The organism is Streptosporangium vulgare, assembly GCF_042428775.1.
GTDB lineage: Bacteria > Actinomycetota > Actinomycetes > Streptosporangiales > Streptosporangiaceae > Streptosporangium > Streptosporangium vulgare.
The window spans coordinates 161,806-174,945 of record NZ_JBHMBS010000016.1 but is presented as its reverse complement, the minus strand read 5'-3'; the positions used below and the strand labels follow the sequence as shown (position 1 = coordinate 174,945).

The 13,140-nt window shown below is 71.2% G+C and carries 12 protein-coding genes; 9 read left to right on the top strand and 3 right to left on the bottom strand.

Annotation, left to right across the window (positions count from 1 at the left end):
• The first annotated feature begins 384 nt into the window (after nucleotides 1-384).
• The gene (gene dprA, locus ACFFRH_RS29100; protein ID WP_344746395.1) at nucleotides 385-1,452 is read left to right on the top strand and encodes a DNA-processing protein DprA; all 1,068 of its coding nucleotides are present in this window, start codon (nucleotides 385-387) and stop codon (nucleotides 1,450-1,452) included.
• Nucleotides 1,453-1,528: 76 nt separating this feature from the next.
• On the opposite strand, the gene ACFFRH_RS29095 is transcribed toward dprA, so the two are convergent.
• Nucleotides 1,529-2,056, bottom strand: coding sequence for a murein hydrolase activator EnvC family protein (locus tag ACFFRH_RS29095; RefSeq protein WP_344746394.1), 528 nt, complete (start codon nucleotides 2,054-2,056; stop codon nucleotides 1,529-1,531).
• Nucleotides 2,057-2,435: 379 nt separating this feature from the next.
• On the opposite strand from ACFFRH_RS29095, the gene ACFFRH_RS29090 reads away from it, so the two are divergent.
• Nucleotides 2,436-3,848: a CoA transferase gene (locus tag ACFFRH_RS29090; RefSeq protein ID WP_344746393.1), complete on the top strand. Its 1,413-nt coding sequence runs from the start codon at nucleotides 2,436-2,438 to the stop codon at nucleotides 3,846-3,848.
• A 203-nt stretch (nucleotides 3,849-4,051) separates the two neighbouring features.
• On the opposite strand, the gene ACFFRH_RS29085 is transcribed toward ACFFRH_RS29090, so the two are convergent.
• Nucleotides 4,052-5,341 carry an MFS transporter gene (locus ACFFRH_RS29085; protein ID WP_344746392.1) on the bottom strand — a complete coding sequence of 430 codons (1,290 nt, stop codon included), beginning with the start codon at nucleotides 5,339-5,341 and terminating at the stop codon, nucleotides 4,052-4,054.
• 118 nt (nucleotides 5,342-5,459) lie between these two features.
• Between ACFFRH_RS29085 and ACFFRH_RS29080 the strand changes: the two genes are divergently transcribed.
• The 6 genes from ACFFRH_RS29080 to ACFFRH_RS29055 all read left to right on the top strand — a co-directional run bounded on the left by ACFFRH_RS29080 (nucleotide 5,460) and on the right by ACFFRH_RS29055 (nucleotide 10,745).
• Nucleotides 5,460-6,080 (top strand): ArsR/SmtB family transcription factor, encoded by a 621-nt coding sequence (locus ACFFRH_RS29080; protein ID WP_344746391.1) that lies wholly within the window; start codon nucleotides 5,460-5,462, stop codon nucleotides 6,078-6,080.
• A 227-nt stretch (nucleotides 6,081-6,307) separates the two neighbouring features.
• Nucleotides 6,308-7,255, top strand: coding sequence for a 30S ribosomal protein S2 (gene rpsB, locus ACFFRH_RS29075; RefSeq protein ID WP_344746389.1), 948 nt, complete (start codon nucleotides 6,308-6,310; stop codon nucleotides 7,253-7,255).
• 109 nt (nucleotides 7,256-7,364) lie between these two features.
• Nucleotides 7,365-8,198: a translation elongation factor Ts gene (tsf, locus tag ACFFRH_RS29070; RefSeq protein ID WP_344746387.1), complete on the top strand. Its 834-nt coding sequence runs from the start codon at nucleotides 7,365-7,367 to the stop codon at nucleotides 8,196-8,198.
• 50 nt (nucleotides 8,199-8,248) lie between these two features.
• Nucleotides 8,249-9,016 (top strand): UMP kinase, encoded by a 768-nt coding sequence (gene pyrH, locus ACFFRH_RS29065; protein ID WP_386160956.1) that lies wholly within the window; start codon nucleotides 8,249-8,251, stop codon nucleotides 9,014-9,016.
• A 266-nt stretch (nucleotides 9,017-9,282) separates the two neighbouring features.
• Complete coding sequence (frr, locus tag ACFFRH_RS29060; protein WP_344746386.1) at nucleotides 9,283-9,840, top strand: ribosome recycling factor; 558 nt, start codon at nucleotides 9,283-9,285, stop codon at nucleotides 9,838-9,840.
• An 80-nt stretch (nucleotides 9,841-9,920) separates the two neighbouring features.
• The gene (locus tag ACFFRH_RS29055; protein WP_344746385.1) at nucleotides 9,921-10,745 is read left to right on the top strand and encodes a phosphatidate cytidylyltransferase; all 825 of its coding nucleotides are present in this window, start codon (nucleotides 9,921-9,923) and stop codon (nucleotides 10,743-10,745) included.
• A 36-nt stretch (nucleotides 10,746-10,781) separates the two neighbouring features.
• Here ACFFRH_RS29055 and ACFFRH_RS29050 read toward each other — a convergent pair whose 3' ends face one another.
• Nucleotides 10,782-11,873 carry a suppressor of fused domain protein gene (locus ACFFRH_RS29050; RefSeq protein ID WP_344746384.1) on the bottom strand — a complete coding sequence of 364 codons (1,092 nt, stop codon included), beginning with the start codon at nucleotides 11,871-11,873 and terminating at the stop codon, nucleotides 10,782-10,784.
• A gap of 72 nt (nucleotides 11,874-11,945) precedes the next feature.
• Between ACFFRH_RS29050 and rlmN the strand changes: the two genes are divergently transcribed.
• On the top strand, nucleotides 11,946-13,070 hold the full coding sequence (gene rlmN / locus ACFFRH_RS29045) for a dual-specificity RNA methyltransferase RlmN (protein WP_386160955.1): 1,125 nt from the start codon (nucleotides 11,946-11,948) through the stop codon (nucleotides 13,068-13,070).
• Nucleotides 13,071-13,140 lie beyond the last annotated feature (70 nt).

The window sequence follows — 13,140 nt, the reverse complement described above, 5'->3', positions numbered from 1 at the left end:
ACCCGGTGGTTCGTCGACACGCACGGCCGCCAGGCCGGAGATCCCGGCCGGGCGGCTGGCAGCCCTGGCCCACCGGCCGGGAGCTCCGGTCCACGTCAGGTGGTCCCATGTCTCCATGACCGAGATCCCGGTCCGGGTGGCGAGAGCCCGGCGCGGCACGGCGGAAGTCCGGGCCGGCATGGCGAGAGCCCGGGCCGGCATGGCGGGAGTCCGGGGCCGCTGGGCCGACGGTCCGGCTCATCCGGCGAACGGCTTCCTCCGCGTGCTGCGGGCGAGGGGTCGTGTGACGGGAGCCCGGAGCAGGGAGACGGGGCATCCGGCCCATCCGGGAAACGACCGCTCCAGCGTGACGACTCGGAGGCGGTGCGGCACGGGAGACCAGGTGTGTCCGGCGGCCGATCCGGTGGCGGCCGGTCTGGAGCGGACAACGGCTCGGAGGCCGCGCGGGATGAGCGGCTCGCGGCCAGGCTGGATCGGATGGTCGCCTCCTGGGCGGCCCGGTTGAGGGCGGCCGACCCCGGGCGTGACCTGGCCGAGGGCGAGCGGATAGGAGCCAGGCTGGTGGTTCCCGGCGATCCCGAGTGGCCGACCCAGCTCGACGACCTGGGAGACTCCCGGCCCTATGGCCTCTGGCTCCACGGCGACGCCGACCTGCGGTTCTCCTGCCTCAGATCCGTCGCGGTCGTCGGTTCCCGAGCCGCCACGCCGTACGGCACGCATGTGGCGGCGGAGCTCGGGGCGGGGCTGAGCGAGCGGGGGTGGGGCGTCGTCTCCGGGGGCGCCTACGGCGTCGACGGGGCCGCCCATCGAGGTGCCCTCGCCTGTGAGGGGCCGACCGTCGCCGTGCTCGCCTGTGGCGCCGATGTCGCCTACCCCAGCGCGCACCAGCAGTTGTTCGCCGCCATCCGGGCGCGGGGGGTGCTGGTCAGCGAGTGCCCCATGGGGGCGCACCCGACCCGGCCGCGGTTCCTGATCAGAAACCGCGTCATCGCGGCCCTGTCCAGGGGCACCGTGGTCGTCGAGGCGGCCGTGCGCAGCGGGGCGCTCAACACCGCCGGGCACGCGATCACGCTCAACCGTCATCTGGCCGCGATGCCCGGCCCGGTGACCTCGGAGTTCTCGGCGGGGTGCCATCGGCTGATCCGCCAGGGCCGGGCCATCTGCGTCACCGGCCCCGAGGAGGTGATCGAACTCGTCGGCACGATGGGCGCCGACCTGGCCCCCGAGGCGCGTGGTCCGGTGCTTCCCCGCGACCGGCTCGACCCGGAGACCCGGAAGGTCGTCGAGGCCATGCCCACCCGGATCGGTGTGGGGCCCGCGACGATAGCCGTCGCCGCGGGCGTCGACCTGGAGACCGTGCTCTCCTGCCTCGGTGGCCTGGCGGCCGCGGGCTACGTCGAACGCGTCTCCCAGGGCTGGCGCCTCCGCCCCGACCGCCCTCCCGGCGGATAGCCCGCTCTCGGGCCGCGATTCTCGGGCCACGACGGGCTCTCGCCGGTCGAGCCCAAGAACGGGAAGGGTCTGCGGGTCATGGAGCGGGTCGCGAGGGCGGGGCGGGCCACAGGGGGAGGAGGCGGACCTGGCCGTGGCCGAGGAGGAGCAGAGGATCGAGGTAGGCGCGGTCGCGGAGCAGGCCCCAGTGCAGGCAGGCGGCGGGGCAGTGCCCGGGGACGTCCTGGAGGGTGCCGATCACCTCGCCGGCGGCGACCGCCTGCCCGCGCCGCACCGAGGGTTGGACGGGCAGGTAGGTCGTCCGCAGGCCACCGGGGTGGAGCACGGTCACCACGCCCCGGTCGGCGAGCGGCCCGGCGTAACCGACCGTTCCCGCTCCCGCGGCGCGCACCCCGGCTCCGGGAGGCGCGGAGAGGTCGGTGCCCCGGTGGCCCGCCAGCCACGGCTGCGCCGGTGGTGCGAAGCCCCTGAGCACCCGTGGCCGTCCCGCGAGCGGCCATTCCCAGCGAGAAGAGGAGGCGGGTGCTCCAGTCGGGCGCGTCGTCCTCACCGGGCCGCGCGCACCGGCGCGGACGGAGGTGGGGATGGTCGCGGGAGTCGTCACGCCGTAAAACCTGCAAGACCTATAAGACCTGCAAAACCTATAAGGCCCGTAAGACCGGTAGGGGCCGGGTGCGTGGCCGGTCACGCCGGTGGGGTGCGCGAGGGAGGTCGCGTGACGGGCGTCCGCTGCCGTCGGTGTGGCCAGGATCAGCGAGCACAGCAGGGCTCGCAGCCCCACGGTGTGGACGGTCTTCATGCCCGTGAGCATGAAGACTCATGATGGGTCGAGTGTGAGCCGAATGGGATTCTGTGGATAAGCGGCCGGGGACGTGGCCGAGGACGCTGAGGCCAGGGCGAAGAGAGCCAGGGTGAAGAGAGCCAGGGTGAAGAGAGCCAGGGTGAAGAGAGCCCAGGAACGCCGAGTGTGAATGGGGGATCAGGTGGTCGAAGAGCGTATCCGCGAGCTGGCCAGGGAGGTGGGCGTCGCGTTGCCGCCGGTCCGGGTGACCGGGGACGATCCGGTGCTGCCCTCCGTCTTCCGGGTGGGCACCGCCGCCGCCGTCGCCGTCGGGGCCACCACCGCGGCGGCCGTGGCGCTCGAAGGGGGCGGGGGCCGGGCGGCGGTGGACGTGCGGGAGGCGACGATCGCCTTCCTGGACGAGCGTCACTTCAGGATCGACGGAGCCGCCATGGATCTGTGGGCCTCCCTCTCCGGCGACTACCGCACCGCCGACGGCTGGGTGCGGCTGCACTGCAACTTCGACCACCACCGTGACGCGGCCCTCGCGGCGCTGGGACTGCCCGACGGCACGGGCAGGGACGGCGTCGAACGCGCCTGCGCCGGGCGTACCGCCGTCGAGGTCGAGGAGGCGGTGACGGCGGCGGGAGGATGCGCGGCGGCCATGCGCGACCGGGCCGGATGGCGTGAGCACCCGCAGTCGCGGGCGGTCGCCGCGTCGCCGCTGGTCCACCTGACCCGGATCGGCGATCCCGGTGGTCCGAGAATCGGTGGTCCGGGGACCGGTGGTCCGGGGATCGACGTTCCGAGAGGCGGTGTTCCAAGGGGTGGTGCTCCGAGAGGCGGGGGAGGGCGGGCGCTCGACGGGGTGCGGGTGCTCGACCTGACCAGGGTGATCGCCGGGCCGGTGGCGACCCGCACGCTGGCCGCCCACGGGGCCCAGGTGCTCAGGGTGGGTGCCCGGCACCTTCCCGAGGTGCCGGGGCTGGTGGTCGGCACCGCGTTCGGCAAGCGGTCCTGTCACCTCGACCTGAGGACTCCGGCCGGGAGCGCCGCGCTGCGCGACCTGGTGGCGGAGGCCGACGTGTTCGTGCAGTCCTACCGGCCCGGTGCCCTCGAAGCGCTGGGGTTCGGCCCTCGGAGACTGGCCGAGATCAGGCCGGGCATCGTGTGCGTCGACATCTCGGCGTACGGCGGGCGGGGGCCGTGGGCGGGCAGGCGCGGGTTCGACAGCCTGGTGCAGATGGTGTCCGGCATCGCCCACGAGGGCGGTGACGGATCACGGCCGCACCCGCTGCCCGCGCAGGTCCTCGACCACGCCACCGGCCACCTGGCCGCCTTCGGCGCGATGGCCGCCCTGCTCCGCCGGTCCACCGAGGGCGGATCCTGGAGAGTGGAGCTCTCCCTGGCCCGGACCGCGCGGTGGCTGGACGACCTGGGCCGGGTCGGTGGAGCGGCCACGCCGGAGCCTGACGTCACCGGCATGCTCGAGGAGACGGACAGCGCCTTCGGACGGCTGACCTATGTCCGGCCGCCCGGCACCGTCGACGGCGTGTCACCGTACTGGTCGAGCCCGCCTCCGGAGCGGGGTGAGCATCCTCCAGCCTGGTGGTGAGGCCGTGGTCCCCTCACAGCCATGCGTGGTCCCCGCGCAGTCGTGCATGGTCCCCGCGCAGTCGTGCATGGTTTCCGCGCAGTCGTGCGTGGTCTCCGCGCAGTCGTGCATGGTTTCCGTGCAGTCGTGCGTGGTTTCCGTGCAGCCGTGCGTGGTCTCCGCGCAGTCCTGCTTGCGGGAGCGAGCGGCCCGCCCGCCGTGGGTCATCGGGTTCGGGCGGGGGCGTCGGGGGCGTCGGCGGTGGGGACGGGGGTGGGGGAGTGGCGCAGGGGAGAGAGCCAGATCCACCCGATCGTGGTCAGGACCCCGGCCGCGGAGATCCAGAACACCGGGCGCAACCCGAGCAGCTCGCCCGCCAGGCCGCCCGCGAGGCCGCCGAGGGTGAGGACCCCCTGGATCATGAACGACTGCGTGGCGTTGACCCGGCCGCGTAGCTCGGCGGGGGTCTCGCGCAGGGTGATGGCGCCCATGCAGACGGAGAAGGCCACGACGGCGATGCCGGAGGTCACCGCGCTGGCGGCCAGGAGGAGGAAGCTGCGCCACACCGGTCCCGAGGCGAGCGCGGCGACCACGAAGTCGACGGGGAAGAGCAGCACGGAGCAGGCCAGCACCCGGTTCTCGCCGAACCGCCGGGTCAGGCGCGGGACGACGGCCGCGCCGAGCAGGCCGCCGACGCCGAAACAGGCGGTGACGGCGCCGACCAGCCCCGCGGGCAGGCCGACCGCGGTGAGCGCGTAGAGCACGAACAGCGCCATGTACACGCTGCCGAAGAAGTTGATCGTGACTCCGGCGGCGCAGAGCGCGCGGAGCACCGGGTGCCCGGCCACCGTGCCCAGACCCTCGCGGATCTCGGTCCACATGCCGCGCGGAGCGGCGGGCGTGTGGTTCTCCGGCGCCTTGATCGACCTGATCAGGAACGCCGAGGCCAGGAACGACACCGCGTCGACCAGGATCGCGAACGGGGCCGTGATCAGCTGGACGAGCAGTCCGGCCAGGCCGGGTCCCGCGACGGTCGCCACGGCGAAGGCCGACTGGAAGCCCGCGAGCGCCTCGGTCCGCTGGCTCTCGTGGATCACCGTGGCCAGGTGCGGGAAGTTGACCGCCCGGAAGATCACCGAGCAGGTGCCGACGACGAACGCCACCGCGATCAGCCACGGCACGCTGAGCAGCCCGGTGATCCAGGCCGCCGGGATCGTGGCCATGGCGACGGCCGAGACCGTGTCGCAGGCGACCATGACCGGCCGGTGCCGCCTCAGCCGGTCGGCGAGGGCCCCCGCCTGGAGCCCGATCAGCAGGTAGGGCAGCGAGGTCGCGGCGGTGAGCACGCCCATCTGGGCCGGGGAGGCGCCGAGCAGGACGGCGGCTGTCAGCGGCACCGCGAGCCGGGAGACCTCGGTGCCGGTCTCGGTGACGGCGCGGGCGGAGAGCAGGAGCCGGTAGTCGCGCTGCTTCCTGAGGGGCACCGGCTTGGTCGCGGGGGACCCGGAGGTCATGGGAATCGGCCCCTTTCCGGCTTCCGGAAACTCTGAAGGGAATGCTTCACAACTGTGAAGATAACCCTTCATAGTTGTGAAGGCAATGCTTCACATATGGAGTGGGTACGGTCTGCACATGACCGAGGCATCGGGGCGCAAGTCCCTCACCGATCCCACGGCGATGCGCGCCCTGGCGCACCCCGCGCGGCTCGCGATCCTGAACCGGCTCCAGGCCGAGGGCGCCTGCACCGCGACCGAGGTCGCCGAGGTCGTCGGGATCACCCCCAGTGCGGCCAGCTACCACCTGCGCATGCTCGCCAAGTACGGCTTCGTCGAGGACGCGCCCGCGCGCGGGGATGGCCGGGGTGACGGCAGGGAGCGCCTGTGGCGTTCCAGCGCCGGGGGGTTCAGCGTCAGCCCCGATCCCGACGACGGCCCGGACGTGCGCAGCGCCAAGGAGTTCCTGATCAAGGCGTTCCGGGAGCAGGCGGCGGACGAGGCGAGCAGGGCGCTGGAGGGCCTTGAGCGGGAGTCACGCGAGTGGCGCGAGGCCGCGATGTTCAACCGCGCCGTCATGCTGGTCGACGCCGAGGAGCTGAGGATGCTGAACGAGCGGATCGACGAGCTGCTCGCCCCCTACAAGACCACCGTGAGGGACCGGGAGAACGCCCCGCCCGGCGCCCGGGTCGCCGAGGCGCAGATCAGCCTCTTCCCCCGCGCCCGGCGCCGCCCGCACGGCCTTCCACGCGACGGGTAAAGGCAGCCTGACGGCCGAAGGTCGGGAAGAGGCGCGGTTGCGGGTACACTTTTGGAGGCCTGTGAGTCATGGGCCGACTTCGCATGCCCCGTCAAGAACCGGGGTCCCTCGGTCCGGGCGAGAGCCCGGCTGGATCCTGTTCGGGGCATCAGGGCGACAGCCGCAGGCTGTCGCGTCCAACCGAGAACAGCGCCCAGAGATGGGCGCCCCGATCTGGAGGACGATCAATGTCCACCCCCGTCGTCACCATGCGACAGCTGCTGGAAAGCGGCGTGCACTTCGGCCACCAGACCCGTCGCTGGAACCCGAAGATGAAGCGCTTCATCTTCACCGAGCGCAACGGCATCTACATCATCGACCTCCAGAAGTCGCTGGCCTTCATCGACAGGGCCTACGACTTCGTCAAGGAGACCGTCGCGCACGGCGGCACGATCATGTTCATCGGCACGAAGAAGCAGGCCCAGGAGGCCATCGCCGAGCAGGCCGCCCGCGTCGGCATGCCGTACGTCAACCAGCGCTGGCTGGGTGGCATGCTCACCAACTTCTCCACCGTGCACAAGAGGCTCCAGCGCCTGAAGGAGCTGGAGGAGCTCGACTTCGACAACGTGGCCGCCTCGGGGCTCACGAAGAAGGAGCTCCTCATGCGCCGCCGCGAGAAGGAGAAGCTCGAGCGCACCCTCGGCGGCATCCGCGACATGTCCCGGATTCCCAGCGCCGTGTGGGTCGTCGACACCAAGAAGGAGCACATCGGGATCAGCGAGGCCCGCAAGCTTCACATCCCGGTGGTCGCCATCCTCGACACCAACTGCGACCCCGACGAGGTCGACTACCCGATCCCGGGTAACGACGACGCCATCCGCGCCGTCGGCCTGCTGACCCGCGTCGTCGCCGACGCCGTCGCCGCCGGTCTGATGGCCCGCGCCGGTGCCAACCGCGGCGACGACAAGCCGGCCGTCGCCGGTGGCGCCGAGCCGCTGGCCGAGTGGGAGCAGGAGCTGCTCGCGGGCGGCGCCGACAGCGCCCCGGCCGCCGAGGCGACCGAGACCGCGGAGGCCCCCGCCGAGGCCGCGGAGACCGAGGCCGCCGCGACCGAGACCGCGGAGGCTCCGGCCGAGGCGACGGACGCTCCCGCCGCCGAGGACGAGTCCGCCGAGAAGACCGAGAAGCAGGCCTAGGTCACTCTCGTACGGCTCCGGCCGTACGACCCGCAAGACCCTTCCGGGTGGGTGCCGCTCAGACGGGGGCACCCACCCGATCCACGACGATTCCCACGAGGAAAAGACAATGGCTTCCGTGAACATGGCCGACGTCAAGCGGCTTCGTGAGCTGACCGCCGCCGGCATGATGGACTGCAAGAAGGCTCTCGAGTCTTCCGAGGGCGACTTCGACCGCGCGGTCGAGATCCTCCGCCTCAAGGGCGCCAAGGACGTCGGCAAGCGTGAGGCCCGTACCGCCTCCAACGGCCTGGTCGCCCTGAAGCAGGAGGGCGACTCCGCCGCCGCGCTGCTGGAGCTCAACTGCGAGACCGACTTCGTCGCCAAGGGCGAGCGTTTCCAGGAGCTCGCGGCCCAGGTGGTCGACCACATCCTGGCCACCAAGCCGTCCGACGTGCCCTCGCTGCTCGACTCCGAGCTCGCCGGCAAGACCGTCAAGACGCACCTCGACGAGGCCAACGCCGCGCTCGGCGAGAAGATCGAGGTCCGCAGGTTCGCCGTGCTCGAGGGCGGCTTCGTCGGCGCCTACATGCACAAGACCGATCCCCAGCTTCCCCCGGCGGTCGGCGTGCTCGTGCAGCTCGACTCCCCGAACGCCGACGTCGCCAAGGACATCGCGCAGCACGCCGCCGCGATGGCCCCGAAGTACCTCAGCCCCGCCGAGGTCCCGGCCGACGTCGTCGAGAAGGAGCGCGCGCTCTTCGAGGAGATGACCCGCGAGGAGGGCAAGCCCGAGGCCGCCATCGGCAAGATCGTCGATGGCCGGATCAACGGCTGGTACAAGGACTTCACCCTCCTTGAGCAGTCCTTCGTCAAGGACAACAAGAAGTCGGTCGCGAAGTTCGCGGACGAGAATGGTGTCAAGGTCCAGGCCTTCGTCCGCTTCAAGGTCGGCCAGGCCTAATCCCTGACATCCGCTCTTCAAGCAGAGCACCAAACGAGGAGGCCGCCGCCGTGCAGGAGAATCCAGGACCCGCTACGCCGGCGGTTTCTTCGTACTCGGACCCGCTCCGCTGGAAGCGGGTGATGTTGAAGCTGTCCGGAGAGGCGTTCGCCGGCGGGGAGCCGCTGGGCATCGACCCGGGCGTCGTGGGCCATCTCGCCGACTCGATCGCCGAGGCCGTACGCGGTGGCGTGCAGGTCTCGGTCGTCGTGGGCGGCGGCAACATGTTCCGGGGCGCCGCCCTGTCCGAGCGTGGCATGGACCGCGCGAGGGCCGACTACATGGGCATGCTCGGCACGGTCATCAACTGCCTGGCCCTCCAGGACTTCCTGGAGAAGCGGGGCATCGACACCCGGGTCCAGACGGCGATCACCATGCAGCAGGTCGCCGAGCCGTTCCTGCCCCGCCGGGCGATCCGCCACCTGGAGAAGGGGCGCGTGGTCATCTTCGGGGCGGGGCTCGGCTCGCCGTTCTTCTCCACCGACACCTGCGCCGCGCAGCGAGCGCTGGAGATCGGTGCCGAGGCGCTGCTCAAGGGCACCCAGGTGGACGGCGTTTATGACGCCGACCCCCGCAAGAACCCCGACGCCGTCAGGTTCGACCATCTCGAATATGGTGAGGTGCTGACCCGGGGCCTCGGAGTCATGGACGCCACCGCCATCAGCCTGTGCATGGACAACAGCCTGCCCATCGTGGTCTTCGACCTCATGGGCGAGGGCAACATCCTGCGGGCGGTACGTGGTGAGAAGATCGGCACGCTGGTGAGCCCGGCCCGGTGACGGAGCCGGCCCGGCAGGCGAGCCGGCCCGGCGACAGGGCCGGTACGGCAAGGGAGCGAGCCCGACGTAGCGAGTGGAGTGGTACGCGAGGTAGGTGCGTCCCGCGAAGCGCGTGAGGAGTGGTGAGCGACCGGAGGACAGGATGCGAACCTGACGAAACGAGCCGAGCGGTACGCGACCGTGGCGGTCCCGGGTGGACCTCCGGCGTGATGACGTCCCGCGAAGTGCGTGAGGATGGGGAGTGACCGAGAAGACAGGGAGCCACTGTGATCGACGAAACCCTCCTCGAAGCCGAGGAAAAGATGGACAAGGCCGTGTCGGTGGCGAAGGACGACTTCGCGGGCATCCGCACAGGTCGTGTCACCCCGTCGATGTTCAACAAGATCAACGCTGAGTACTACGGGACACCCACCCCCATTCAGCAACTCGCCTCGTTCCACGTGCCAGAGGCGCGCATGGTCATCATCCAGCCTTTCGACAAGAGCTCGATGTCCGCCATCGAGAAGGCGATCCGCAACTCGGACCTCGGTGTGAACCCCGGTAACGACGGAGCGGTGATCCGCGTGGCCTTCCCCGAGCTGTCGGAGGAGCGCCGCAAGGAGTACATCAAGGTCGCCCGGAACAAGGCGGAGCAGTCCAAGGTCTCCATCCGCAACATCCGCCGTAACGCCAAGGAGACCCTGGACAAGCTGATCAAGGATGGCGAGGCCGGTGAGGACGAGGTGCGCCGGGCGGAGAAGGAGCTCGACGACCTCACCCAGAAGCATGTCGCCAAGATTGACGAGCTGCTCAAGCACAAGGAATCCGAGCTGCTCGAGGTCTGAACCACGATCCTTGTCCCGTACGGGCCGTTGTCGTCCGTGCGGGGCAAGGATTTTGTGCAGGTATGAAAGTAGGACCCCCTGTGGAACCCGTGGCGGGCAGTAGCCGTACCGGCCGGAACCTCCCCGTCGCGGTGGCGGTGGGGCTCGCCCTGGCGGCGGTCATCATCGCCTCCCTCTATTTCGTGAAGGTGCTCTTCCTCGCCGTGGTGATCGCGGCGGTGGGCATCGGCGTGACGGAACTGGTCAGGTCGTTCGAGGCCAGAGGCATCACCGTCCCCCTCGTCCCGGTCCTGGCCGGCATGACCGCCATGCTGACCGGCGCCTACTGGGGCGGGACCGCCTGGCTGGTCGGCGTCTTCGCGATGACCGTGCTCGTGCTGATGATCTGGCGGATGTTCCAGGGCACCGAGAACTACGTCCGCGACATCACCGCGACCATCCTGGTCGTCGTCTACCCCTCCCTGCTCGCCGGGTTCGTGGCGCTGCTGCTCGCCGACCCCGACCAGGGCCCGGACCGGGTGGTCGTCTTCATCGCCACCACCGCCGCGAGCGACATCGGCGGGTACTTCGCGGGGATCTCCCTCGGCAGGCACAAGATGGCCCCGGTGATCAGCCCGAAGAAGACCTGGGAGGGCTTCGCCGGATCGGCGCTGGCCTGCATGGCGGTGGGCGGCTGGCTGGTGGCGTGGCTGCTGGAGGACGACATCTGGAAGGGCGTCCTCATCGGCGCGGTCGTGGTGGTCTTCGCCACGCTCGGCGACCTGGTCGAGTCGGTGATCAAACGCGATCTCGGCGTCAAGGACATGGGCAGCGTGCTTCCCGGCCACGGCGGCATGATGGACCGTCTCGACTCCATGGTGGCCGCGCTGATCCCGGTCTGGGTGCTGCTCACCCTGCTGGTGTGACTCGCCCGATCCCGCCCGGGGTCCCGTACGGCCAGGTCAGCCCGCCCGGGTGAGCCGGGTCGCGGACAGGCGCGGGAGCACCGCCCGGTAGCCCTCGGCCGAGACCAGGCTCAGCTCGTCCGGGGTGATCGGGATGAGCCAGAGCCACTGCACGGAGTCGCCGCCGAAGGAGAAGCCCGACAGGTCGGGCAGTCCCGGCAGCCCGGTCAGCATCATCACGCCGCCGTAGGCGGAGCCGAGCGGGAAGGTCTCGGGACGGTGGTACCACTTGGCGGTGTGGCCGTGGCCCAGCCAGGTGACCGAGTGCCACGGATACTGCCCCAGCCACAGGAACAGCCGGGCCGCGTCGCGGGCGTCGCCGGGGGAGGCGACGGCGAGCTCCACCCGGGCGTACGCGTCCGGCCGGTCGATGTACTGCTCGACGGTGGGCATCCGCTGGCAGCTCATCCCGACCGTGGACAGGATCGTGTGCTCCCTGTCCCGCTCCGGAGGGCGCTCGGTGATGCCCACCGCGGGCATCCGCCCGCCCCCCGCGTCCCAGAACCTGCCCGCGGTGCCGACCGCGCGGTCCAGGTGGCCCATCACGAACTGCTGGAACGAGGCCCAGGAGCCGTCCCCTCCGCGCCACTCCCAGTAGGCGCGGGCCTTGGCGATCCGGGAGGCCAGGCCGTCGTAGGCCTCCTCCAGCGACCATGCGAACGGGGACTCGCCCAGCGCGTCGCGGGAGTAGCCGGGCATCCCCCGGCTCATGTCCGCCCACCCAGGAATGACCGCGAGCAGCTCGTCGTTCTCGTACAGGGCGACGCCGTCGCCCTCCTCGAACCACAGCGGCCTCAGCGTGCCCAGGGGTCCTCTGCCGCCGGGGTGGCGGGTGTTCGCCCTCGGGGCCATCGGCGGCAGCGCGGAGTTCAGGCGATCGGGGTCGATCCCGTCCGGGGCCGGCCGGTGGTTGGCCAGCCAGACGGCTCCGTGCACCGTTCCGCCCGGCCCGCACAGGTAAGCTACCGAGGAGGTCTCGTCGCGTTCGACCACCAGGGTGCGGCTCCCGTAGGGATTGACGTCGGTGAGCACGACCTCGACGCCGTCTCCCCGCTCTCCCGCGGGGCCCGTGGGGCGGTTTGTCGCCATACCTCCGGACTCTAGATCACTGTCGGGCACCGCTTCGAGCATTCGCGTAACCGTTGAGAGAAGGCGTTGGACTTGTCGACCGTCAGCCCGTCCGGGACCCCCGTACCCGGCCAGCTCACCTTCGTGGCGCCGCGCCGGGCCAAGCCCGCCCGTCACCTGGCCGACCTGACCATGGCCGAGCGCCGGGCGGTCGTCGCAGAACTGGGCGAGAAGCCGTTCCGCGCCGACCAGCTCTCCCGGCACTACTTCGAGAAGTTCAACGGCGATCCCGGGCTGATGACGGACCTTCCGGCCGCGGCCAGGGAGAAGTTCGCCACCGCGCTGTTCCCCAGCCTGCTGACCTCGGTCAGGGAGATGACCACCGACGCGGGCACCACCCGCAAGACGCTGTGGCGGCTCTTCGACGGCGCGCTGGTCGAGTCGGTCCTGATGCGCTACAGCGACCGGACGACCATGTGCGTGTCGTCGCAGGCCGGATGCGGTATGAACTGCCCGTTCTGCGCCACCGGCCAGGCGGGTCTCACCCGTAACATGACCACCGCCGAGATCGTCGAGCAGGTCGTGGCCGGGGCCCGCGCGCTCGCGGCCGGTGACGTCCCGGGCGGTCCCGGGCGGGTCAGCAACGTGGTCTTCATGGGCATGGGCGAGCCGCTCGCCAACTACAAGGCCGTGATCGGCGCCGTCCGCCGCATGGTCGAGCCCGCCCCCGACGGCCTGGGCATCTCCGCCCGCGGCGTCACCGTCTCCACGGTCGGCCTGGTCCCCGCGATCGGCAAGCTCGCGGCCGAGGGCCTGCCGGTGACGCTGGCCCTCTCGCTGCACGCGCCCGACGACGAGCTCCGCGACACGCTGGTGCCGATCAACACCCGCTGGAAGGTCGCCGAGGTTCTCGACGCGGCCTGGGACTACGCGGCCAGGACCAAGCGCCGGGTCTCCATCGAGTACGCGCTGATCAAGGACATCAACGACCAGGAGTGGCGCGCCGACCTGCTCGGCAAGCTGATCAAGAACAAGCTGGTGCACGTCAACCTGATCCCGCTCAACCCGACCCCGGGTTCGAAGTGGACCGCCTCCCGCCCGGAGGACGAGCGGGCCTTCGTCCGGCGCCTGGAGTACCACGGCGTGCCGGTGACGGTCCGCGACACCCGTGGCCGCGAGATCGACGGCGCCTGCGGCCAGCTCGCCGCCGCCGAGTAGCCCTTACCGTACGGCTGCGCCCCCCGAGGCGCCGACCGCCGCCCCGGCCCACGCCTCGGGGCGGCGCTCC

Excerpts from the sequence above, each read along its gene's own strand:
- ACFFRH_RS29085 (WP_344746392.1), bottom strand. The coding sequence starts at position 5,341 with ATGACCTCCGGGTCCCCCGCGACCAAGCCGGTGCCCCTCAGGAAGCAG.
- ACFFRH_RS29080 (WP_344746391.1), top strand. The coding sequence starts at position 5,460 with ATGACCGAGGCATCGGGGCGCAAGTCCCTCACCGATCCCACGGCGATG.
- rpsB (WP_344746389.1), top strand. The coding sequence starts at position 6,308 with ATGTCCACCCCCGTCGTCACCATGCGACAGCTGCTGGAAAGCGGCGTG.
- tsf (WP_344746387.1), top strand. The coding sequence starts at position 7,365 with ATGGCTTCCGTGAACATGGCCGACGTCAAGCGGCTTCGTGAGCTGACC.
- ACFFRH_RS29050 (WP_344746384.1), bottom strand. The coding sequence starts at position 11,873 with ATGGCGACAAACCGCCCCACGGGCCCCGCGGGAGAGCGGGGAGACGGC.